At 40.9% G+C, this 25,218-nt stretch carries 13 protein-coding genes; 9 read left to right on the top strand and 4 right to left on the bottom strand.

All coding sequences use genetic code 11. The features are described from left to right. Window positions 1–15: 15 nt before the first annotated feature. Window positions 16–2,769, bottom strand: coding sequence for a PAS domain S-box protein (locus tag ACHFIY_RS14795; RefSeq protein ID WP_410846886.1), 2,754 nt, complete (start codon window positions 2,767–2,769; stop codon window positions 16–18). Between the two features lie 342 nt (window positions 2,770–3,111). Between ACHFIY_RS14795 and ACHFIY_RS14790 the strand changes: the two genes are divergently transcribed. Next, the gene (locus ACHFIY_RS14790; protein WP_410846885.1) at window positions 3,112–3,768 is read left to right on the top strand and encodes a hypothetical protein; all 657 of its coding nucleotides are present in this window, start codon (window positions 3,112–3,114) and stop codon (window positions 3,766–3,768) included. A 293-nt stretch (window positions 3,769–4,061) separates the two neighbouring features. Here the strand turns inward: ACHFIY_RS14790 and ACHFIY_RS14785 are convergent, their stop codons facing one another. Further along, on the bottom strand, window positions 4,062–4,433 hold the full coding sequence (locus ACHFIY_RS14785) for a Uma2 family endonuclease (protein ID WP_410846884.1): 372 nt from the start codon (window positions 4,431–4,433) through the stop codon (window positions 4,062–4,064). A gap of 271 nt (window positions 4,434–4,704) precedes the next feature. On the opposite strand from ACHFIY_RS14785, the gene metG reads away from it, so the two are divergent. Further along, entirely contained in the window at window positions 4,705–6,915 is a 2,211-nt protein-coding gene (gene metG / locus ACHFIY_RS14780) for a methionine--tRNA ligase (protein WP_410846883.1), read from the top strand. Window positions 6,916–7,402: 487 nt separating this feature from the next. On the opposite strand, the gene ACHFIY_RS14775 is transcribed toward metG, so the two are convergent. Next, the gene (locus ACHFIY_RS14775) at window positions 7,403–9,964 is read right to left on the bottom strand and encodes a zinc-dependent metalloprotease (RefSeq protein WP_410846882.1); all 2,562 of its coding nucleotides are present in this window, start codon (window positions 9,962–9,964) and stop codon (window positions 7,403–7,405) included. Between the two features lie 1,652 nt (window positions 9,965–11,616). On the opposite strand from ACHFIY_RS14775, the gene ACHFIY_RS14770 reads away from it, so the two are divergent. Continuing rightward, window positions 11,617–12,672, top strand: coding sequence for an efflux RND transporter periplasmic adaptor subunit (locus tag ACHFIY_RS14770; protein WP_410846881.1), 1,056 nt, complete (start codon window positions 11,617–11,619; stop codon window positions 12,670–12,672). Window positions 12,673–12,882: 210 nt separating this feature from the next. After that, complete coding sequence (locus ACHFIY_RS14765; protein WP_410846880.1) at window positions 12,883–15,948, top strand: efflux RND transporter permease subunit; 3,066 nt, start codon at window positions 12,883–12,885, stop codon at window positions 15,946–15,948. Between the two features lie 107 nt (window positions 15,949–16,055). Here the strand turns inward: ACHFIY_RS14765 and rpsP are convergent, their stop codons facing one another. Then, window positions 16,056–16,505, bottom strand: a complete 450-nt coding sequence (gene rpsP, locus ACHFIY_RS14760; protein WP_410846879.1) for a 30S ribosomal protein S16 — start codon at window positions 16,503–16,505, stop codon at window positions 16,056–16,058. A 264-nt stretch (window positions 16,506–16,769) separates the two neighbouring features. Here rpsP and ACHFIY_RS14755 point away from each other — a divergent pair, with 264 nt between their 5' ends. From ACHFIY_RS14755 to ACHFIY_RS14735, 5 genes are all read left to right on the top strand, one after another. Further along, window positions 16,770–17,165 carry a hypothetical protein gene (locus ACHFIY_RS14755; RefSeq protein WP_410846878.1) on the top strand — a complete coding sequence of 132 codons (396 nt, stop codon included), beginning with the start codon at window positions 16,770–16,772 and terminating at the stop codon, window positions 17,163–17,165. A 365-nt stretch (window positions 17,166–17,530) separates the two neighbouring features. After that, window positions 17,531–18,178 carry a TetR/AcrR family transcriptional regulator gene (locus ACHFIY_RS14750; RefSeq protein WP_410846877.1) on the top strand — a complete coding sequence of 216 codons (648 nt, stop codon included), beginning with the start codon at window positions 17,531–17,533 and terminating at the stop codon, window positions 18,176–18,178. 34 nt (window positions 18,179–18,212) lie between these two features. Continuing rightward, complete coding sequence (locus ACHFIY_RS14745; RefSeq protein WP_410846876.1) at window positions 18,213–19,628, top strand: TolC family protein; 1,416 nt, start codon at window positions 18,213–18,215, stop codon at window positions 19,626–19,628. 10 nt (window positions 19,629–19,638) lie between these two features. Further along, window positions 19,639–20,892 (top strand): efflux RND transporter periplasmic adaptor subunit, encoded by a 1,254-nt coding sequence (locus tag ACHFIY_RS14740; RefSeq protein ID WP_410846875.1) that lies wholly within the window; start codon window positions 19,639–19,641, stop codon window positions 20,890–20,892. Window positions 20,893–21,186: 294 nt separating this feature from the next. Next, window positions 21,187–24,783, top strand: a complete 3,597-nt coding sequence (locus tag ACHFIY_RS14735) for an efflux RND transporter permease subunit (RefSeq protein ID WP_410846874.1) — start codon at window positions 21,187–21,189, stop codon at window positions 24,781–24,783. The last annotated feature ends 435 nt before the right edge of the window (window positions 24,784–25,218 follow it).

Here is a 25,218-nt window from a genome sequence, read left to right as displayed (position 1 = left end):
TATTTAAATCCGGGTTTAAGATTGCTTCTCAGGGATGACTACATAGAAAGACGAGCCTTCGTTTTCCACGCTTCTTGCATAAATATCCCCATGGTGGTTAATCATTATTTTTTTGCAAAGTGCCAATCCTATGCCTGTGCCGCCGTAAGTGTAAAAATCGTTGAGGCGCAGAAAAATTACAAATATTTTTTCTGCATATTGCTGGTCAAAGCCAATACCATTATCCTTTACTTGTATGCAATAGTAACTTAGGTTTGGATCTAGGTTTGGGTGCGATGCTGCTATTTCAGCTTCTGTAAGCCTGCCGCACCCAACAGATATTACTGGGGGTACGCTTTCTTTAGAAAACTTTAAAGCATTGCTTACTAAATTATAAAACAACTGCTGCATTTGAAGCGGTATAGCATCGATGGTTGGCAGGGCCGAAACGGTAACCGTTGCATTTTTTTGCAGGATCATCAATTCAAAGTCTGTTTTAATGTTTTGAAGCACCGCATTCAAATCAACCGTTACATATTGTTCATTCATGCTGGATAGCCTTGAAAAATCGAGCAAATCGTTTATCAAGGTGTTCATACGCATGGTGCTGTTTTTAATTTTGTCGAAATATAGGATAGCATTGGTATCTGTTGTTGGCAAAGCAATTCTCAGTCGTTCAATAAAAAACTGGATTTTCCGGAGTGGCTCTTGCAAATCGTGGCTTGCTACGTAGGCAAACTGCTCCAGCTCGCTGTTCGATTTTTCCAAGGCAAGATTTGCCTTTTCTAAGTCGGCAGATTTTGCCTCTAGTTCCTGCTCGGCAATTTTTTTTTGGGTAAGGTCGCGGGTAACTTTAGAAAAACCGATTATATTGTTTTCCTGGTCGTGCAAGGCAGTAAGGGCAACACTTGCCCAAAAAAGGCTGCCATCTTTTTTTACCCTCCACCCCTCATCGCTTGCCTTACCTACGGTTGCAGCTTTTTTAAGCAGTTCGTTTGGCACGCTTGCCTCCAAATCGTGCGAGTTGTAAAATATGCTAAAATGCTTCCCTATTATTTCATCGCTAGTGTATCCTTTTATTTTTTGGGCACCTTTGTTCCAGTTTTCAATTATGCCTTCTTTGCTTAATAAAAGAATAGCATAGTCTTGCACTTCGTTTACCATCCTAAAAATTGTTTCTTCGCTTTTCTTTAGCTCCAATGTCCTGGCTATTACCTTTTCTTCTAATTCTTTTTCTACCATTCTCCGTTCTGTAATGTCCATCACCGTCCCATACATGCGTTGCGCTACATTATTTGCATCATATATGATTTTGCCATAAACCCTTGCCCAATGTATTGATTTGTCTGGCCATATAGTTCTTGCCTCATAAATTAAAGAGCCTTTCTCAGGTGCCATGGACACAGCTTTGTTCCTAATAGTTATATCTTCAGGATGAAAAGCTGCTACTAACTGTTCATGCGTAATTTTTGATTCAAACTGATAACCAAAAATGTCATTTAGCCTTTGCGAGCTAATAAATTCTTGGGTTAATAAATTCCAGTCAAAAGTGCCTAGGTCTGCTGCCTCTATTGCTAGCCTGCTCCGCTCCTCGCTTTCCGCTACTTTACGCAATGCAGTAGTAAGGTATTCTTCTACTTTTTTTTGCTCATTTATATTGGTAAAGGTGCCTATCCATTTTTCAATATCCCCATTGTCATTTTTTATCGCCTCGCCGTTTACATAAAACCATTCATATTCATCATTTTTATTTTTTAGGCGGCAATAGGTTTTATATGGTTTGCCTGTGCCAAGGCAATGAGTCCATGTTTTAATAATTTCTGGCAAATCGTCTGGATGCACCATTTTTTCAAATGTACTAGCATCGCAAGGGTCCAGCCCCGTAAATTCTTTCCAGCGTTTTGATGCAAAAGTTTGCTGTCCTTTGCTGTCTGTAGTCCACACTAGCGCAGGCAGCAAATCTGCTAGTTGGCGAAATTCGTTTTCGCTTTCTTTTAAAGCATCCTCAGCTTCTTTTTGCTTGCTAATATCTTGTAGTATGCCTGTATAGCGTATTGGCTTGCCGCCTTCATCGTGCGTAACTTTTCCTTTAGATCGCAACCACCTTATTTTTCCGTCTTTTATGCCAATAGCCCTATATTCCAATTCATACAACCCATTACGCTGCATGTCTTTTTCATATTTAGCCAAAATAGCTTTGGAGTTTATCCTGTCTTGCGGGTGTATTGCTTTTACATATAAATCATAGCTTACTGGTGCATCTTCTGGCAATCCAAAAAATTCCTTTGTTTTGCCCGACCAGTTTAGCTCGTTTGTAAGTGGGCTATAATCGAAAGTGCCTAATTCGCCCCCTTCTAGGGCAATTTTTAGTTGCTGTTCGCTTTGTTCTATTTTTTTCTTCGCTTCTATTTGTGCTGTATTATCAATAGATGTGCCTATAATGCCTGTTATTCTACCATCAGTACCATATATAGGGTTGTATTCAAAGTGTACAAATATTTCTTTTATGTTGTCATTACGTATTAGTTTTACTGGGTTTTCACTAGAAATAAAATGCTTGCCTGTAGTATAAACGCCATTTAGTATATCTAAAAAACCTTGTGCCTCCAGTTCTGGAAATACTTGGAATGTAGGTTTGTTCATTACCTCCTCTTTGGTTTTACCCCATAACTCAAGTGCTTTGTCATTGGCCATTGCAATAGTAAAGTCAGGCCCATTTAAAATACATATTGCAATGGGCAATTGCGTAAAAATAGCTGTTAAATTCTGCTGCAGGTATGTATTTTCCATGAAGTGCCAATAGTTATTTTATTAAAACGTGCCAATAAATAAATATTGTGGAATATATTCTACAATATAAAATTTAAGGGCATTTTTTCACCAATTTTTAATTAAGAACATGCCTATTCAAGCAACAAAGCATTAATAGCTATAATTTGTATTCTTTTTTCTACATATTTTGAACAAACCTTACGCCAAGTTGCAACGATAGTTTGCGAAGATGATGCCTTGATAACCTTTATAGGTTTTTGAATCCTACAAAGCTGTTTAGAACTTAGCCAAAGCTATATTACAAATTAGCATCGCGGCACACCTTGTAATTGGTAACCAATTTTTCAATCACCAAAAAAAATGGATAAACAGGGTGTAATGTTCAAAAAGAATTTATTGCTTCTATTGCTTGCTGTAAGTGGCGTGGCAAAAGCGCAAACCCACGAAATAAAACCGGTGGACAAGGAGCTGATATTTAGCTGTTTTAAACAAGGCGACCATGGCGACTGTGTTTCTATAGGCGTTATAAAAGCTGCCATCAGTGTTTTTGGCCTTTATGGTGTTTTTAAAGAACGCCCTGTGAATGACACGCTCACGGAGGTAACCCTGAAAAATGGGGCAACTTACAATATTAGCCAACGGGAATTTAATATTGCAGACACCATTATGCACATCAGGAAAGGCGATGCAGGCATCCCCGAAGTGATGCAGTATGCCAAACGGTGCTTTGCAGTGATGGCCAAGGTAAAGCAAACATTGGAAAACATACCTACTTACGACGCATCAATTTATAGATTGGTCCGCATATCTAGTGGCAAGAAAAGTTTTTATAAGCTGGGGCTTGAAAACAATATTGTGATGCTGGGCTACCACCCCGATTTTAGCGACAAATGCAACGTGGTAGGTTGGCGTAAAAAGCATGTGGCTTATATCTGCAACGGCTATATGGACAACTACGGGAAAAAAGTACCGGTTACAGACGATTTTTATGGAGGCTTTATGGTGGTAAACAAATAAAATAAGCGCCAAGGTTTTTGTATCACATTCAAGTGGCCAATCAAACAGGTTTTGTGAAATACCAACTTAGGGAAAGTGCTTTCTTCAACATTACCCTAATCATTTAATTAGTGATGTAAAACTCACCATATTTCATGCAAGTAAGGCGATACTTTGCATCCTTCATCTAAAGTGAAGGCAAAAGGGGTATCAACATCATTTATAGCAACCAATTCATATTTTCCATCCTTCAAAACGAATATGTCCGTTTGTTCCTTGTTTATATCTACAATTAGGTAAAAAGGTACGCCTTATTATTCGTAAATATTGAATTTTATATTCCTATCCCGCAAAGCTGTGGAAGGAGATAATATTTCAACTACAAGTGATGGGGAAAAATCGAGGAATTTCTTCTTTGCTGGTTTGCACATAATTAATACATCGGGGCATATCACTGTTTCCTCGCTTATTTTATAGTCTAGTGCCTGTACTACTTTGCAATGCTTACATTTTGCCTCCCTAATTGCCTTGCCAAATTCATAAGCTATGTTTTCAGCTATCACCTGATGCAGCGGCACAGGCGATGGGCTAATATCTATAGGATGCCCATTAATGAGTTCCCACCTGCCTTCCCAGCCAAGGTAGTCGCTGTAAGTGTATTTAAGTAAAGTGTTTACTAGCCCCATGAACTAAAAATAAAGATTTTTTTCAAAAAAATAGCCGTAGAAAGATAGCAAGCAAACTGCTTTTTAAGCAATAGCATATTTCCAAAATCCTTTCCTTACTTTGTATTTACCTATTTTTGCACCCTTCAAAAACATCATCTTTCCCCGTCATTTCGACGAAGGAGAAATCTCACCTTGCTATAGGCAAGAAAAGAAATTGGTGCAAACTTTAAAAGATTTCTCCTTCGTTGAAATGACGGGACGTTTATAGAATAAAAAATCGCAGAAAAAAATGGACAGCAACAACAATACGATAAACAGCAAACCAGCACGATATTTAATAACAGCGGCACTTCCCTATGCCAATGGGCTAAAACATATTGGGCATTTGGCAGGGGCTTACTTGCCAGCAGATATTTATGTGCGCTATTTAAAAGCCCAGAAGCGTGATGTTGCTTTTGTTTGCGGCAGCGACGAGCATGGAACAGCCATCCCCATCCAAGCGATGAAGGAAGGTACTACTGCACAGGCTATTATTGATAAGTACCATCCCATTATAGAACAGAATTTTAAAGACTTGGGTATTGCCTTTGACATTTACCACCGAACCTCTTCCCCCCTTCACCACGAAACGGCACAGGAATTTTTTACGGTGCTAAACAACAATGGCGATTTGGAAGTAAAGGAAAGCGAGCAATATTATGATGAAGCAACAGCTACTTTTTTGGCTGATAGGTATATAAAAGGAACTTGCCCGGTATGTGCCAACCCAAATGCATACGGAGATCAATGCGAAAAATGCGGCAGTTCGTTAAGTCCTGAAATGTTGATTAATCCAGTAAGTACTTTGAGCGGTAATGCACCTATAAAAAAATCGACCAAACACTGGTACTTGCCACTGAATAGGCACGAAGATTTTTTAAGGCAATGGATTTTAGAAGACCATAAAAACGACTGGCGTACCAGCGTTGTTGGTCAATGCAAAAGCTGGATTGATGGCGGCTTGCAACCCCGTGCCGTAACTAGGGATTTAGATTGGGGGATACATTTGCCGTTGACCGATTCCACAAAGTCTGTTGACCGTCAACAGTTAGCTGTTAGCCAAACAGATGCTGCTGGCAAGGTCCTCTATGTTTGGTTCGATGCACCAATCGGTTACATAAGTGCCACTAAACAATGGGCCATCAACAACGAAAAAGACTGGATGCCTTACTGGTATGCCCCTGATACCAAACTCGTTCATTTTATAGGTAAGGATAATATTGTTTTCCATTGCATCATTTTCCCAGTAATGCTGAAATTGCATGGCAATATATTACCTACCAACGTTCCTGCCAACGAATTTATGAACCTGGAAGGCGATAAAATGAGTACGAGCCGAGGATGGAGCATAGAAATAGAGGATTATATAAACGGCTGGATAAAAAAAGACAATGGTGGCGACAGCATGGCAGATGTATTGCGTTATTACCTTACGCAAATTGCCCCAGAATCAAAGGATAGTGAATTTACATGGAAGGGTTTTCAAGATGCAAGCAATAATGAATTATCGAACATCTTCGGCAATTTTGTGAACCGCACTTTTGTGATGATGCACAAACATTGCAGCGGAAAAGTGCCACCATTTCATAATGATATTATAGATGATGCTGACAAGCAATTGATAGCAGATATTAAAGAAGCAGCTATAAAAGTAGAAAGCTTATTGGAAGCTTATAAGTTTAGGGATGCTTTGTTTGAAGTGATTGATTTAGCCCGGAAGGGAAATAAATACATGCAGGACAAAGAGCCATGGATTGTTGCCAAAAAAGAAACCATTGATGGGCAACTTTCTGAAGCTGGGAAAAAGAGAATTGATAATTGTATGCACCTGTGCTTGCAATTAACAGCCAACTTGGCTATTTTAATCCATCCATTTTTACCATTTACCGCAGCTAAGCTTTGCAAGATAATGAAAGTGGTAGATAAAATATTGGAATGGGAAAATGCAGGAAGGTTAGATTTACTAAAAGTAGGCTACAGCCTGCGTGAACCGCAATTGCTATTCAGGAAAATAGAGAACGAAGAAATAGAAGCTCAATTGGCTAAATTAAAAGCATCAACAGAAAAGAAAGTGGAAGAAGCAAAAACAACAATAGAACAACCAGTAGTAGCAAACGAACCAGCGCCAATAGCTGCCGAAATAGTATTTGACGATTTTGCAAAGATTGATTTGCGTGTAGGCACGATAGTAGCCGCAGAAAAAGTACCAAAGGCAGACAAGCTATTAAAGCTTTCTGTTGACCTCGGTTTTGAAACAAGAACAATTGTTAGTGGCATTGCCCTGCATTTTACCCCGGAAGAAATTGTAGGCAAGCAAGTAACTATTGTTGCCAACCTTGCACCACGTAAAATGCGTGGTATAGACAGTAATGGGATGATTTTAATGGCAGAAGATAGTACGGGTAAATTACATTTCATCAATCCTGAAACAGCGATTACAAATGGGGCTGGTGTAAAATAGTTTCTTTAATTTCAATACATAGACATGCAGAACACATAGATAAGAAATGAAAAAGAGAAAACATAATGTTTCTCTTTTGTTTACCCCCTGCCAGAGTTTATAAAAAAACCGAGGTAAATAACTATGTTTCTTTCTTTTTACTTGCTTAAACCCAGATTTTGCAGTTGAAATCAATTGCAAGACTCAACTACTTCAAACACAAGCATTTGCTTGATTTTTTGGCCTTGCCATAGTACACTATGTTTTCGACCAAAAATTCGGCTCAAATACTTCTATTTATTGCATTTGAGCCTTTCATAACGAAGTCAACTGCATAATCCGGGTTAAATTTATGTGTCCTATATGCCTATGTGTTGAGTAATAACGTATTCCTCTTCTCTTTAAAACTTTGTGCCTCTTCGTGGCTAATTACCTAAAGTTGAACCCTACCTGTAACATTCTTTTCTAAAGGCTTTCCACTTATGACTGACCACTCACCACTGACCACTCACTTCGGCTCCAGCGCCCTTTTAATCCTTTCCTGCAAGTCTTGCAAATGAAGTCTGCTCATTTTATCTGTGGTTAACGGTATAGAAGCTATTATTTGGCTGCGCAATTGTTGCAATTGCCCCCTTGCTATGGCTGGCAAGTCGCTGCGGCTGGCATCTGTTCCAATAGAAAAAGAAAAACCAGGAAAACTAAAGGTAGGCGCAGAACTAGGTGCCGGGTTCACGATAGCAGCCAGCTTGTCCACATAGCTTTTTTGCAGCAACCGCCTGTATAGCTCAATGGGCTTGTGGCTGGTTAACTCTGTAAACAAGCCGCTTTGCACATCTGTAAATAGTTCTATTGCATTGTATGCTTTGTCTGCACCAAACCGTTCGGCACATGCCTGCATTCGTACCATCCTTTCATTACTAATCAGGTTGCTAAGTGCATTTTCCTGCAAACTGGCAATTGGGTCGCCGCCAACGGGGTTGTTTATTTTGTCCCAGATGTCTTTTTCTATTAGCCATTTGGGCGTGGCAAATACTTGCTTGTTCAAAAAAGCAACAGCATCTTTTTGCATGGCTTTGGGCGTAATTTCATACACGGCACCCTGTTCTTCCACGCTTTTGAATGTTTCATAAACACCACCCACGTTTCTTGTTACATGGCCAATATAGCGGCGGAATTGCGTTACTAATTGCCCGTATATGTCGCTTAGGTTTTCGTTTAGGCCTGCTTCCTCTTTTGTCCATTGGGGAAGATTGGGCAGAATCCGTTGCAGGTTTTTAATGCCATATTCGCTGGCTTTTATTGCGTTGTCGCCTAAGTCCTCACTTTGGGTTCTTGGGTCGGAAGTATTTCCGCCTTCGTAGGTGCCAAACCAAGTCCTTGGGTTTTCTTTCAAGGCCGAAATAATCATTTTATTGCTTGCTTTTTTTAGTTCCTCGTCAGTACTGCCGGGTATAAAGCTATAACCCCATTTAATGGCCCATAAATCGTAATCGCCAATGCGGGGGTATAGCCCCATTTTGCCAATGCTATCTTCTGGCTGCGCCACATAGTTGAAGCGGGCATAATCCATGATAGATGCTGTATGCCCATTGGCTTCCACCCAGGCCTTGTTCCTTAGTTTTTCCACTGGCGTGCGGCTGCTGCTGCCCATGTTGTGCCTAAGGCCTAGTGTGTGCCCCACTTCGTGGGAGGAAACAAAACGTATCAGGTCGCCCATTAGGCTTTCGTCAAACTTCATTTTCCTAGCTCTTGGGTCCACGGCTGCGGTTTGAATCATGTACCAGTCGTGAACCAGTTTCATTACATTATGGTACCAGCCTATATGGCTTTCTATTATTTCGCCGCTGCGGGGGTCGTGTACATTGGGGCCGTAAGCATTTTCCACGTCGGAGGCAAAATACCTCAATACAGAAAAGCGTGCGTCTTCCAAGCTCATGGTAGTGTCATTTTCTGGCCATTCTTTGCCTATAATGGCATTTTTAAAACCCGCTTTTTCAAATGCTTTTTGCCAGTCGTTTATGCCCGCTATCAGGTAAGGCCTCCATTGCTTGGGCGTAGCAGGGTCTATATAATAAACCAATGGCTTTTGTGGTTCTACCAGTTCGCCTTTCATCCATTTTTGCCATTCCCCTTCCTTGGGTTCCAACCGCCAGCGTATGGCAAACTCCTTGTTTTCTACCTGCTGCTGGGTATCGTTGTATTGCGTGAAATCCTCAGTAAAATAGCCTACCCTTTTATCGGCTGGCCGCCTAGCCATTGGTGTTTTAGGCAGTAATAGCAAAGATGTGTTTAGTTCCAGCGTTACCGCCCCAGACCCGGTAGCTGCAGTCAAAGACGCAGATGGCGAGGAGGGCAAACCAAAGCCGCCGCCACCAAAAGAACTAAATGTTTTTACCGTTTTTATTTCTGTGTTAATGGGGTAAGTATTGATGGTTTGGGTATAAGACCTATCTGGCGATAGCCCCCCAAAACTAAACTTTCGCTTGGCATTGGCACCTATGCTTACCAGCATATTGTCGCCCTTAAAAAACTCTGTAACGTCTATAATGCTGCTGGGGTGGAGGCTGTCTTTGCCCTTTGCTGCAATGGGAAAAGCCGCTGCAATGCTGTTTACATTAGAATTGGTTACCGCCTTGTATATAACTTGGGAAGAGTCGGCCGTGTTTACCAGCGTAATGGTGCGGATGAACAACATATTATTGGGCCCTTTTTCAAAAGACAGCGTGTTTTGGTTGGCAATTTCGCCACCATAGCCCGCCCCTGATGGCACTTTTACAAAACGGACTACCGACAATATTTCACGCCCTAACAACGTGTCTGGTATTTCAAAATAGTATTTGTCTTCTACCTTGTGCACAACAAACAACCCAATTTTAGAAATGGCTTTGTCTGTAATCACATCCTTGTAAGGCTTTGGCCCATCAGACGATGATTTTACCCCAAGGAAAGCATTGAGTTCTGCCCTTGTGGGCATTGGCTTTGTCTTGGCGGTGTCTGGCAAGGGTATTTTTTTCTGGGCAAAAGCACTAAAAGTTATTAAAAGGGCTGTGGTTACAAACAATTTCCGCATAAGCATGTATCTAATAACAATGATAATTAATTTTTAAAGATAAGTGGGAGAAAGATTAAAAAATAGCTAAAGTGATTAGCGGCTTCATTTAAAAAGATATAGATGTGTTTGAAAAGGGTGCATAAAACTTTTCGCTTTTTTATTGAAAAATCAACCCAGCCCAACCTCACCCCTTCCGAAAAACGGGACAAGTTACCCAAAGGAAAAGGTAACAGGAACAGGGCAAGGTTACAATATTTACATATTTTATAATATCAATATCTCCTAGTGTTATATTAAAATAGTTTCAGTTTTGCCATTTTTGTGGGATTTTTACTTTGTTTCTTTTTTCAAAAATCGTTATCGCCCTTGTAAGCCATTGATTATCAACAATAACATCAAATTTTTGTGCGTGATTTGTGCTTATTTTATGCTTATTTTATGCATAATTTGTGCCTGATTTGTGCATAATTTATGCTCATTTTGTGCTTATTTTATGCCTATTTTATAGCCATAAATAAAAGAACAAATTTTGGGACTACAACTATCTTAATATTAGTAAAAAAAGAGCTACGATTAGGAAGCCAAGAAACTAGTTTGGTAAGTAGTTTGTATCAAGTGCATTTCTAGTACAAAGATAAGATTTTTATACATTGGGGGCTATCAGGACAAACCGAAAAAGTTTTATGCTCCCTGCCATTTGCTGCCAAGCAAGCATCCTATATGGGGGAAATTTGGGATACCCATGGGGGCATATTTCCCCCATATAGGATTTTTTTTTGGGGTTATATACCTATCCATACCAATTTTGCGGTAAACCCAGATATTGCAGTTAAAATCTGGGTTAAAGTAGCAACTAGGGGCATTTTGGCCTTACCAGCAGCATCGGATGTTATTTGGCTTAGGAAAATGATAATCCACTAACAAAATCTTATCAGTTTCTTATCAATAAAATATGATTTTCCTATCATAAAACTATCATTCTATTATCAATAAACTATCATAAAATTTACTTTTATTATCATAAAAAATGAGGCTAAAAAAATATAAACAACTGAATATCAATGAGTTAAAGGCAAAAAGGAAGATAGCAAAAAAAATAAATCATCGAAAAACAAAAAATGACCCATTTCAAATATTCGCATAATCTTTCACATTCCCCTCCTTTTTTCTTGCTCCTTCTCCCTTTGGAGAGGGTTGGGGTGAGGTTGGGCTGGGCTAAAGTCGGGATGTAGTGTGGGGCTTTCACAATCACATAGTAAAGCTCATTCTAAATAAAAAGGCCAATAAAAAGCGAAGATTTGAAATGCACCCTACTCAAAAGGTGCACATACATTTTCTCGAAATTTAGATAAATTGCCCCTAACAGGCAATTTATAACCGATACACAATCCCCTTTTGCACCATTCATCCATATTGGCAAATCTTTGCATCTATTATTGCAGTTATCTTTAACCCGGATTTTGCAGTTGAAATCTATTGCAAGCCCCAACTACTTCAAACACAAGCATTTGCTTGATTTTTTGGCCTAGTCATAGTACACTATGTTTTCGACCAAAAATTCGGCTCAAATACTTGTCTTTATTGCATTTGAGCCTTTCGTAACGAAGTCAACTGCAAAATCCGGGTTTAACCTTATTTAACCACTTTTGTTTTTACTGAAAAGCAGCATAATGGATATTTTGAAATGGTTCGCTACTGCATCTGTTGTTGTAATTACTGCTGTTGCCTGCCATGGCAAAAAAGACCCCAAGCCTACGGCCACGCCTCCTACGGTGGTAGATGTGGTGGTGGCATCGACCCAGCCTATTAGCAATACGGTAGAACTAAACGGCTCTGTAGTTGCCAATGAATACGTGGAACTGCACCCAGAAGTGGGCGGCAGGCTCACTTACTTAGACGTGCCAGAAGGCAAGCGTATAGAAAAGGGCACGTTGATAGCCCGTGTAAACGACGCAGACCTAAAAGCACAATTAGCCAAAACCAAAGTGCTGCTAGACTTGGCGCAACTGACAGAGCAGCGCAACCGCAAGTTATTGGACATTAATGGCATTAACCAGGCCGACTACGATGCTGCATTGAATGTAGTAAATGGCTACAAGGCAGACCTTCTATATACACAAACTTTAATTGATAAAACAGTGGTGAAAGCCCCTTTTAGCGGCGTGGTGGGCTTGCGGCAAGTAAGCCTTGGGGCATTTGTGTCAACCACCACATTAATAGCTACCATGCAGCAGATAGACAAGTTGAAAATAGATTTCAATGTTCCTGAAATTTACAGCAGCATGATTCAAAGGGGCAAACAGGTAAATGTTATTTTAGACGATGGCAATGGCAAACAGCAAAAAGCCAGCATTGTAGCGATAGAGCCACAAGCCAATGCCAGCACCCGAAACCTGAAAGTACGTGCTATATTGGAAAATGCAAAAGCCAACCCCGGTGGTTTTGCAAAAGTGTATCTCGATGCTGGCGATGATAAAAAAGGCATTATGATACCCACCAATTGCTTGATTGCCAACGACAAGAGCAACCAAGCCATCATCATAAAAAACGGCAAGGCAAAATTTGTGGATGTAAAAACCGGGGTAAGGGAAGCCAACTTGGTAGAGGTAACCAAAGGCATTAATGTGGGCGATAGTGTTATTGTTACAGGTGTATTATTTGCCCGACCCAACAGTAATGCAAAAATAAGGGCGGTGAAGTCTTTAAAAGACCTTACAACGCAGTAAGTACCACCCACCTCAACAGGCCCACCCCGGCCTAAAGGCCACCCCTCGAGAGGGGAATTTAGCCTCTGATAAGCGGGCTGGTGTATTTGTTTGAGATCTAATTCCGCTCTCAAAGGGGTGGCATTTAGTCCGGGGTGGCTAATCGCAACAATCTTTCTTTAATACACCCCTTTAGGGGATGGGGGTATAACTCATAATTCATAATTAAGAATGAATATTTCTGAACTTTCTTTAAAACGGCCTGTGCTGGCAACGGTAATGAACCTGGCCATTATCCTTTTTGGGGTAGTGGGGTTTACCTACCTTGCCATTAGGGATTACCCGGCAATTGACCCACCTATTATTACTGTTAGCACTTCCTATACAGGTGCCAATGCAGATATTATCTCTAACCAAATTACCGAGCCATTGGAAAAGCAAATCAATGGCATACCGGGCATAAGGACGATTAGCTCTTCCAGCACTTTGGGCAGTAGCAATATTACGGTTGAGTTTAACCTAGGGGTAGATTTAGAAACCGCTGCCAGCGATGTGCGGGACAAAGTAGGGCAAGCCACTAGGAGCCTTCCACTGGACATAGATGCCCCACCCGTAGTAACCAAGGCCGATGCCAATAGTGATTTCATTTTGATACTCGCCATCCAAAGCCGTACTAAGAACCTGATGGAACTGAGCGACTATGCTGAAAATGTATTGCAGCAACAAATACAAACCATTAATGATGTAAGTGCGGTAAACATTTTTGGGCAGCAACGCTATTCTATGCGCCTTTGGTTGAACCCAGATAAAATGAATGCCCATAATATTGATTTTTCTGACATTAAAACGGCCATGAACAAGGAAAATGTTGATTTGCCGCCCGGAAAAATATATGGCAATAAAACAGAAGTAACGATTAGGACATTGGGTAGGCTTACTTCGGAAAAAGATTTCAAAAACCTGATTTTAAAGGAAGATAGTGCTGGCATAGTTCGGCTGAACGATGTGGCAAGGGTAGAACTTGCTCCCGAAACATTGGAGCAATCCTGGAAATACAATGGTGTGAATGCAGTTGGCCTAGCCATCATTCCACAACCCGGTGCCAACAATATTGAGATTGCAAACCAATTTAATAAACGGTTGGAGCAAATACGGAAAAACAATAAGTCGGATATTGAGTTAAATGTTTTGGTAGACAATACGGTAAACATCAGAAAATCATTGAATGAAGTAAAAGAAACCCTCCTTATTTCCTTTGCCTTGGTGGTAATGGTTATCTTCTTTTTCTTCCGGGATTGGCTGATAGCATTGCGGCCACTCATAGACATACCCATTTCTCTGGTAGCTACTTTCTTCATCATGTACATAGCTGGGTTTTCTATCAATATCCTAACCTTGCTGGGTATTGTATTGGCAACAGGGCTGGTGGTAGATGACGGTATTGTAGTAACGGAAAATATTTTCCGTAAAATAGAAGAAGGCCTGCCCCTACGCAAGGCTGCCCTAGAAGGTAGCAAGGAGATTTTCTTTGCGGTGGTATCTACTTCCATCACATTAGCTGTGGTGTTCTTACCGGTAATTTTCCTAGAAGGTTTTGTAGGTAGGTTGTTCCGTGAGTTTGGTGTAACGCTGGCTGCGGCGGTATTAATTTCTGCTTTTGTATCGCTTACCATAACGCCTGTGTTGAACGTTTACCTTAATAGGAAAGATGCAGGGCATGGATGGCTGTACAACAAAACAGAACCCTTCTTTGCAGGAATGGAAAACGGGTACAAACGCCTGTTGGAGGGCTTTATGAAAGCCAGATGGATAGCTTGGCTAATCATAGCTATTTGTGCGGGCATGATTTATTTTATCATGAAAAGCCTACAAAGCGAAATTGCTCCATTGGAAGATAGGAGCAGCGTCCGCTTTACCGTAACAGGGGCAGAAGGCATGAGCTTTAATGCCATGCAAAACCTTACGGATAAAATAAGCAACTATCTCTATGACTCCATACCCGAAAGGGATTTTGTGTTTTCGCGTGTTCCTGGCAATGGCAGCATCAATAGCTCACAACCTCGTCTTTCCTTAATAGACCCTACATTACGGACAAGAAGCCAGGCAGATATTGCCAACGACTTGCAAAAGAAACTGGGTCGCTTTAACGATGCACGCATATTTGCTGTGCAAGAACAAACCATTGCCGTAGGTGGTGGGGCAAAGACAGCATTGCCTGTACAATTTGTGCTGCAAAATCAAGATTTGAACAAACTAAAGGCCATTATACCCAAATTCTTAGACGAAGTAAGGAAAGACAATACGTTTGCCAATGCCGACGTAAACCTAAAATTCAACAAACCAGAAGTGCAATTGACCATTGACAGGACAAAGGTAAAAGCCCTTGGCCTCTCTAGCACAGATGTGGAGTCTGCCGTGCAAAGTGCTTTTAGTGGTGGGCGTTTGGCCTATTTTATCATGAATGGCTACCAATACCAAGTAATAGCCCAGGTGGACAGGGAAGACAGAAACCAAACAGCCGACATTACCAAGCTTTATGTGCGCAATGCCAGCGGCAACCAAGTGCCGCTAAGCGAAGTTGTTCATTTGGAAGAAAGCAGCAACCCAGCCACTTTGTATAACTTCAATCGGTATAAGGCGGCAACTATCTCCGCTTCTTTGTCAGAAGGCAAAACAGTGGGCGATGGCATCAATGCCATGCAAGCTATTGCCAAAAGACTGCTAGACGATACTTACCAAACAGCATTGAACGGCCCATCTAGGGACTATGCAGAAAGCAATTCCAATATATTGTTTGCTTTTGGGTTGGCATTAATATTAATATACCTAGTTCTGTCTGCCCAGTTTGAAAGTTTTACAGACCCGCTTACCATCATGCTTACCGTGCCATTGGCATTGAGCGGGGCATTGCTAAGCCTATTTATTTTCAACCAGACCATTAACATTTTCTCCGAGATAGGGATGATAATGCTAATTGGCTTGGTAACCAAAAATGGCATCCTGATAGTAGAATTTGCCAACCAGAAACGGGAGATAGGGCTAAATAAGATGGAAGCCGTGGTAGAAGCTGCCAAGCAACGCCTACGCCCCATATTGATGACAAGTTTGGCAACATCCTTGGGTGCATTGCCCATTGCTTTGAGCCTTGGGGCTTCCTCTACCAGCCGTATACCATTGGGTATTGTAATTGTAGGCGGTATCTTATTCTCATTGATACTTACCTTGTTTGTTATACCTGCGGTATATACCTATATTAGTGGCAAGCATAAAGTGCATGAAACAGAGGTAACGGAGTAAGGGGATTTGAGGGGAAGTAGGGTATTATTTTTGTAAAGGAATGCTATAAAAAAAGTCCCCTGACCGTTTCCAATCAGGGGACTTTACCAAAAGTTGCTAAAAAAGGCCTATGCTTCTTCGCCAGCTTGTTCTGCGTCAACATGCGTTGGAGCAGCTACTACTTTACGCACTGCAGGAATGTTGCGACGATCTTTTTGCGCTTTTTTGTGTGCTTCGGCCCTGCGGACAGAATCTGCTTCATGCTGCAAGTGCCATTCCTGGAACTTAACCATCGCAGCGGCATCATCAAACAAACCAAGTTTCACGCCACGCAACAAGTGCTTCAAATACAATACGCCCTTGAAAGAAAGGATACGGCGAACGGTATCAGTTGGTTGTGCACCTTTGTGTAGCCATTCCAAGGCTTTTTGACGGTCTAACTGAATGGTTGCAGGAACTGTCAAAGGATTGTAAGTTCCAATTTTTTGGATGAATTTACCATCTCTTGGCGCACGGGCATCGGCTACTACTATAAAGTAAAAAGGCCTTTTTTTACTTCCGTGTCTTTGTAATCTCATTTTTACTGCCATGTTTAAATAGAAATTTAGTGGCGTTAATAAATAGGGTTAATTAATTTGTGGTTGCGAAAATAATCATCTGTTTGTAATTAAAAAATTTAAAAGTGCCAAAAGGCTTTTATTTTGTTTAAATGGGCAACACAAAGCCTATAAAAGGCTAAACATTAACAGTGTTATAGAATTGCAATTATTTTTTTGTAAAGAAAATTATTAAATTTTATAAGTATCTTGCAATTACGTTCCTTATTAAATGAAATGGTTTGTATGAAAAGAATGGGCTTTTTTACCTTGTTATCGTTGTTGGTTTCTGCTGCCTGTACAGTTGTGCTTGGGCAAACACCCGAGCCGCAGTATTACCCCAGCGAACGGCCTATGCAAAAAATGGACATGATAAAGGTGAGGATGAAAGAAGAAATAAAGCTAAGCGATGCAAAGGCAGACTCAGTAGCAGCAATAGAGCTGGACTTTCATGCAAAAACGAAACAAATAATGGCGGATGCTACCATTACCGAAGAAGACAAGAAAACAAAACTAAAAACCCTTGGTGAACAAAGGAAAAAACGCTGGAAAGCAGCAAGCCTTAGCGATGAAGAAATAAAAAAAGTGGAAACATTTTACTTAAACAGGCAAAAAGCCATCCAGCAGCGGGGCGGGCAGTAGCAGCAATAGCCATGGGTGTTTTTACAACTATCGACATTTCAAAAAAATTAGCCTTGATTTTAAATTATTAGTTACAAATCACTACATCTAATATGCCTTTTTAGGCACAAAAACACGAAGGGGCGCAAAGAAAAAGAAGGTTAAAAGGTATTGAAGACATAATTCTTCTTCCTTTAAATCTTTGTGACTCTTTATGTATTCAAGCTTTCGTGGCAGATTAAACAACCTTGCACCCAGATAGTAACAATTTTTATTATATAAATTAGCTGAATCTTTCTTGCTACTCACCACAGGTCAAAATCTTTTAAAGAAAATAAAAAAATATTTTCCCAGAAACTTTAGTTACAATAAAAGTTTCCTTAGTTTTGCTTCAGATTTATAAGGAAATGGAAACGGATGAAAGGATAGTGAAGAAGGCACACGAGCTGTATATGCGTTTTGGCATACGCAGCGTGAGCATGGACGAAATAGCTGGCCACCTAGGTATATCAAAAAAAACGATATACCAGTTTTACAAGGACAAAGATGCACTGGTGGAAGGGGTGCTGGATATTGAGATGCGGCGGATGGAGATAGATTGTACTTGCAGCAGGATAGAAGGCAACAATGCAGTGCATGAAATTTTTTTGGCAATGGATATTGTAGAAGAAATGTTCAAAGGGTTTAACCCTGCCATCTTGTACGATTTGGAAAAATACCACCCAAAGGCATATACAAAGTTTACCGACCACCATAACACCTATTTGTATGATTGTAACAAAGCAAATATAGAAAGGGGCATCATGGAGGGGTTGTACAGGCCAGAGATTAATATTGATATTATGTGCAAGTACAGGATAGGTACGATGCTGATGATATTTAATGCCAATTTTTTTCCGCATGGAAAGTATCCGCTAGCTACTTTATGCTCAGAGATAACGGACAACTTCTTACATGGCTTGGCTACGCCAAAAGGGAAGGAATGGATTACGAAATATAAAATGGAACGGAGCAAGGTACTACTCACTACATAGGCACAATAATTATAAAAACAAAACAAGAAGGATTATGATAAAACGAAAACAATTACAAACATTTTGGCTGTGCATGGTTTTATTGGTGGTGTCGGGTGTTGCAATGGCACAAGCCCCAGCTACCTCCCATAGCTTCACATTGCAGCAAGCAGTGGATTTTGCAAAAAAGAACAATGTGCAAGTGAAAAATGCACTGCTGAGCCTGCAAATACAGGAACAACAAAATAGGGGGATCACAGCTGCGGCTTATCCGCAACTAAATGGTAATGTAGCCAATACCTATTTTCCGGATATTGCGGTGCAAAGTTTCCCTAACTTTATTTCGCAAGCTACTTATGGCGTTTTAACCCACGAAGGCGTTAAAAATGGCAGTGGTGCACCTATACAGTCACCTACGGATTTTGGCATTGTAGCTGCTCAGTTTGGCACTAAATACACCGCTTCGGCAGGCGTAACCCTATCCCAGATTTTGTTTGATGGGCAAGTGTTTATTGGCTTAAAAGCCCGCCAGACTTCCATGGATTTCCAACAGCAGAATATCGAGGTAACTACGCAAACCATCAAAGCAAATGTTTATAAGGTGTACTATCAACTAGTGGTGGCCAAAACACAAATAACATTGATAGATGCCAATATTGCACGTTTAGACAAACTACAGCACGACACAAAGGAACTGTACAAAAATGGCTTTGCCGAGAAATTGGATGTTGATAAAATTTCCGTGCAAACCGCCAACCTGCAAACACAAAAGTTAAGTGTGTTGAACAATATAGAAATTGGTTACCTAGGTTTAAAAACGTTGATTGGTATGCCTATAAGCGACGCATTGGTATTAACAGATACATTGGGCGAAGCCCAAATAAAAGATGGCATTTTACAGGATGCTGCTTACAATTACACAGACAGGCACGAATACCAGTACTTGCAACTAAACAGGAAACTGAACGAGTTTAATATCAGGCGTTACAAAATGGCTTACCTGCCAGGGCTTAGCCTAGCTGGCAACTATAGCAAGCAGGCGCAACGCAATACTTATTCTTTCTTCCAAAAGGGGGATTGGTATGCATCTTCTTATATAGGGTTGAATTTGAATGTACCATTATTTGATGGCTTTTCAAAAGATGCAAAAATAAAGCAGGCCCGGTTAGAAATGCAGCAAACTGACAACAATATAGACAACCTGAAACATACTATAGACAATGAGGTGCAGCAGGCCACCTTTAATTTTAAAACAGCGATTGCCACCATGGATTTCCAAAAGCAAAACATGAAACTGGCCGAAACGGTTTATGACCAGACAAGGAAAAAATACGAGGCTGGCACAGGCAGCAATACAGAAATAACCGCCGCCCAGACAGATTTGATAACTGCCCAGACCAATTACATCAATGCGTTGTACAATGCCATTGTTGCTAAGGTAGATTATTCAAAAGCGGTTGGCAAGTTATAAGTTATGAATTATGAGTTATGAGTTAGTGAACGGAAGCAATTATTATTATTTTAAACATTTAACCACAATCAATATGAAGCAAATACACAAAATAGTACTGCTATTAACAGTAATAGCTATTGCAACGGCCTGCGGCGGCAAGCTGTCGGAGGTTGACAAAAAGAAAAAGCAACTTTCGGAAATGAAAGAGCAGCAAACTAAATTGACTACTGCCATTGCTGCACTAGAAGCAGAAGTAGCTAAGCTTGACCCCTCGTCGGTAGTAGAAAAAGCCAAACTGGTAACCATCGATACCATTAGCAAAGGTAGTTTTAGCCATTTTATCGACTTGCAAGGAAAGATAGACGCTGTGAATATTTCCTACATCACCCCAAAAAATGGTGGAGGGCAAGTAAGAGCCGTGTACGTGAAGAAAGGCGATGCTGTGAAAAAAGGGCAATTGCTGCTGCAATTGGACAATACTATTGCAAAGCAAACGTTAGCGGCATCGCAACAGGGCTTGCAAACGTTAAAAACACAGCTGAGTTTTGCAAAAACATTGTATCAAAAACAAAAAAACTTGTGGGACCAAAATATTGGCACCGAAGTGCAGCTAATAACGGCTAAAAATAATGTTGACAACTTGGAAACACAATTAGCTACCTCTGAGGCACAATTGAAAATATACCAAGAGCAACTAAACTTTGCCAATATATATAGCGATGTTGATGGCGTGGCAGACGATGTAAACGTGCGGGTTGGCGAAATGTTTACTGGCGTGCTAGGCAATGCGCCGCAAATAAAAATAGTGAACACAAGCGACTTGAAAATAACGGTGAATGTGCCAGAAAATTACTTGAATAAAGTAGTGGTAGGCAGCCATATAAAAATAACCCTGCCCGACATACACAAAACCATAGATGCTAAAGTAACCGTAGCCAGTAGCATTATTGATGCCAGCAACCGTAGTTTTTATATAGAAGCCAAGATACCCGCCGACAAAGACTTCCATCCAAACCAAGTGGCATTAGTAAACATACAGGATTATACCAATGGGCAAGCCATTACGGTACCAATCAATACACTTCAAAACGATGAAAAAGGCAAGTATGTGATGGTAGCCTTACAAGAAGGCAAGAGAATAGTAGCCAAGAAAAAAATGGTAACCATCGGCGAGTTGTATGGCGACAAGTTAGAAATAAAAAGCGGCTTAGAAGTGGGAGATGCCATCATAACCGAGGGCTACCAAGGGCTGTATGAAGGGCTGCTATTGACTACGAAGTAAAAATTTCACCACATAGGTTATTTTTTGCCACATAGACACAATAGGGATTACTGTAAAAAAGAAACCCAATTAAACACGCTATCTTCTTTGATTTTGAGGTTTTCCCTCCCCGTCATTTCGGCGAGAAGGAGAAATCTCATTGCACAGAGACTTCTAATTGGATATAAGAAGTAACCTGCTATAAGATATCAGGTTTATTAAGTTCAGTTAGGTTTCTCCTTCGTCGAAATGACGGGGAGAATCAGCGGCAAAACACTGGGTGCAAAATAATTTATTTAATAAAAACGAACTTTTATGAGTGCGCTCGAAAACATAAAGGACAAATTCAAAGAGTTTGGCCCCACGACATGGAGTATTACCAACAAGACCACTATCTACCTAGCCATGCTATTTGTATCGCTGGTAGGGATAGGCAAGTTCTTGACACTGCCCAAGGAGCAGTTCCCCGATATTGTGATCCCTACCATATATGTGCAAACCATCTATGTAGGCAACTCGCCCAAGGATATTGAGAACTTGGTAACTAGGCCGATAGAAAAACAAATCAAGGGAATCACAGGGGCAAAAATCAAGAAATTCACCAGCACGTCCCAGCAGGACTACAGTGCTATCATGGTAGAATTTGATACCGATGTAAAAACAGATGTGGCCTTGCAAAAAGTAAAGGATGCGATGGACAAGGCCAAGCAGGACTTGCCTACAGACCTTACACAGGAGCCTACCGCATTGGAAGTGAGCTTTAGCGAGCAACCCATCATGTATGTGAACCTAAGCGGCGACTTTGACCTAGTGCATTTGAAAAAATATGCCGATGACCTGAAAGATAAGCTGGAAGACCTGAAAGAAATAACCCGCGTGGATGTGGTGGGTGCACCAGAAAGGGAATTTCAGATAAATGTCGACAACTACCGGATGCAAAGCGCAGGCCTTACGTTTGACGACATCAGCAATGCCGTGCAAAGGGAAAATATGGATATTTCCGGTGGTTTGTTGGATGTAGGCACTATGAAAAGGAACCTGCAATTAAAAGGGCAGTTAAAAACAGCCGCTGACATACAGCAGATTATCCTTAGGAACAGCACAGGCAATCCTATTTACCTAAAAGATATTGCCACCATTATCGATACGACAAAGGAACGGGAAAGCTATGCCCGCCTAGATGGCAAGAATGTTGTAACATTAAACATCATCAAGCGTAGTGGCGAGAACTTGATAGAAACCAGCGATGGGGTAAAGAAAATAGTAGAAGAAAGCAAAGGGGTATTGTATCCCAAAAACTTGAACACCGTTATCACGGGCGATTTAAGCATTAAAACAAAAACTTCTTTTAATGACTTGGTTACTTCTATCATTATTGGGTTTGTATTGGTATTAATTATCCTGATGTTCTTTATGGGCGTTACCAATGCCTTCTTTGTGGCATTGTCGGTGCCGTTGAGCATGTTCGTTGCCTTCCTCTTTTTGCCAGCGGCAGATTTGATTGTAGGCACGCACGTTACATTAAACTTCATCGTGTTGTTTGCGCTGCTGTTTGGGCTAGGTATAATAGTAGATGATGCCATTGTTGTAATAGAAAATACCCACCGGATATTTGTTGAAGGAAAAGGTAAAATATCTTCTGTTATTGCCGCTCGTATGGCTGCCGGGGAAGTATTCGTGCCTGTATTAGCCGGTACTTTAACCACGCTTGCACCATTCTTCCCGCTCCTGTTTTGGCCGGGTATTATTGGTAAGTTCATGGTTTACCTACCTACTATGTTGATTTTTACATTAGCAGCTTCTTTGTTAGTTGCGTTCTTAATGAACCCTGTATTTGCTGTGGATTTCATGAACCATGCAGACGATGAAGGCGCAAAAAAGAAAAGCGATATTTTTAAAAGGCCCATCCTTTGGGTTGTGTTGATATGTGGTGTAGTGCTTGATTTGATTGGTGCTCCTTTCATGGGCAACTTGCTTATTTTCTTCCTCCTGCTGATGCTGCTGAACACTTATGTGTTGGACGATGCCATCCATGGTTTCCAAAACCGTGCATTGCCTTGGATTATGAGCCACTATGAAAACCTGCTCCGTTGGGCTTTGGCAGGCTGGAAGCCCGTGTATTTGCTGTTAAGCGTGATAGGTTTGTTCTTTGTTTCTTTATTTATATTTATTTCTTGTATCAAGGCTGGCCGTATCCCTATTAGCTTCTTCCCTAAAGGCGATCCCAATCAAGTATATGTGTACCTAAAGCTACCAGTAGGTACCAATGTGGAATACACCGACAGCATTACCCAAGTGCTGGAAGGCAGGGTAAGAAAGGTATTGGGCATAGAAAATGGCAAAAAGAACCCTGTGGTAGAAAGCGTAATTAGCAATGTGGCACTAGGTGCTAATGATCCAAGCAGTGGCGATCGCAGCACCCGTAGCGAACTAGGCAGGATACAGGTATCGTTCGTTGAATTTGAAAAAAGGGATGGCGTAGGCACTCGCCCTTACATGGATTCTATCCGTGCCCAGATGAAAGGCATACCGGGTGCGCAAATAACCGTTGACCAAGAAAGCGGCGGGCCACCCACAGACCCACCCATCAATATAGAAATAGCAAGCGAAGATTTTGACGGGCTGATAAAAACCGCCAATGCACTTAAGAACTATTTAGATTCGATACAAGTGCCGGGCGTAGAAGAATTGAAGATGAGTGTGGATTTGAATAACCCGGAGATAACCTTGAAGGTAAACCGCCAACGTGCATTGACAGAAGGCGTTTCCACTGCGCAAATTGGGCAATCTATCCGCACGGCTTTATTCGGCAGGGAAGTATCCAAGATAAAAGAAGGGAAAGAGGAATATAAAATACAGCTCCGCAACGACGAAGTTCAGAGGAAGAACCTATCCGAGCTGCTGAACATGAAGATTTACTTTAGGGACTTTACCACCGGTGGGTTTAAAAATATCCCCATCAGTTCTTTGGTTACTATTGAGCCATCCAGTACATTGGGCAGTGTAAAACGCAAGAACCAAAAGCGATTGATTAGCTTGGTATCGAATGTATTGACAACACAAGGGTACAATGCAACAGCAGTAAACCAAGTACTCAAAGGGTATATCGACAACTTCAAAGGCAAAGCCGATGGCGTAACCATCAAGCAAACCGGGGAAGGCGAGCAACAGGCAGAGACTGGGGCGTTCTTGTTAAACGCATTGATATATGCTTTGGGAGGCATCCTGTTTATATTGGTGTTGCAGTTTAATAGCGTGAGCAAATCCATCATTATACTTACCGAGATTATCTTCAGTGTTATCGGGGTATTCCTTGGCTTTTCTATCAGTGGCATGGAAGTATCAGTATTGATGACTGGTTTGGGTATTGTAGGCTTGGCAGGTATAGTGGTAAAAAATGGTATACTAGTGATAGAGTTTACAGATGAGCTTCGTGGCCGTGGCATGAAAACAAGGGAGGCCGCTATAGAAGCAGGCAAAACCCGTATTATCCCAGTAATGTTGACGGCATTGGCTGCAATATTGGCTTTCATCCCTATTGCGGTAGGGTTCAATATCAACTTCATTACCTTGTTCAGTGAATTGAAACCACATATTTTCTTTGGTGGTGACAATGTGGTGTTTTGGAAACCACTTAGCTGGACAATCATTTTTGGGCTTGCATTCGCCTTCTTCATGACCTTGATTATTGTGCCAAGCATGTACCTGATTACCGAGCGCCTCCGCCGACCAATGCGCAATATGTATGGTGGCAAATGGATAAGCATGATGGGCATACCGCCATTGACATTTATATTCCTGCCCATGATTATTGTAACAATGGTTGCACACCGCATCAAGCGCAAAAGGCGCGCAAGGAAATTGAAGGACGATAAAAACGTTAATAATGCCTTTATTAGCAGTTGGTTCTAGAATTTTCAAAAAACAGAAAAGATGGAACGATTTTTTCTAGTAAATAAGTAGGGTGGTTTAATTGAAGGCCTGGTTTCTTTAGGGAAGCCGGGCTTTTTTTTGTGTGGCTATTCGCTGGTTTCTTTGATTGCTTTCCTCAAGTCTTTAGCTTCATCTTTGCTAAGCATACATACAAAATCGTAAATAGTAGGTTTCTTTTTTTCACAGGCACTTTATTCAATTCCTTTAATATATCCCCTAGCTTTAATAAAGTAGCATTGCTATTTATTTTTAGCACTTCTTCTTATTTATTTTTAGCACTTCTTCTATTAAATGTATTTTTCTTGTTTCGCTGTGCATATAAATAATTGTGTATAATAAATTTAGGTTTCTTTCCACTGTTGTCCGAGAAAATAATTGAGAAAAAAGTAGTATAAAGGGGGCTAAACGCCCCCT

The sequence above is a fragment of the Parasediminibacterium schistidii genome, assembly GCF_046546515.1.
GTDB lineage: Bacteria > Bacteroidota > Bacteroidia > Chitinophagales > Chitinophagaceae > Parasediminibacterium.
Note: the sequence above shows the minus strand (reverse complement) of the source record. Positions and strands in the feature narration are given on the sequence as shown.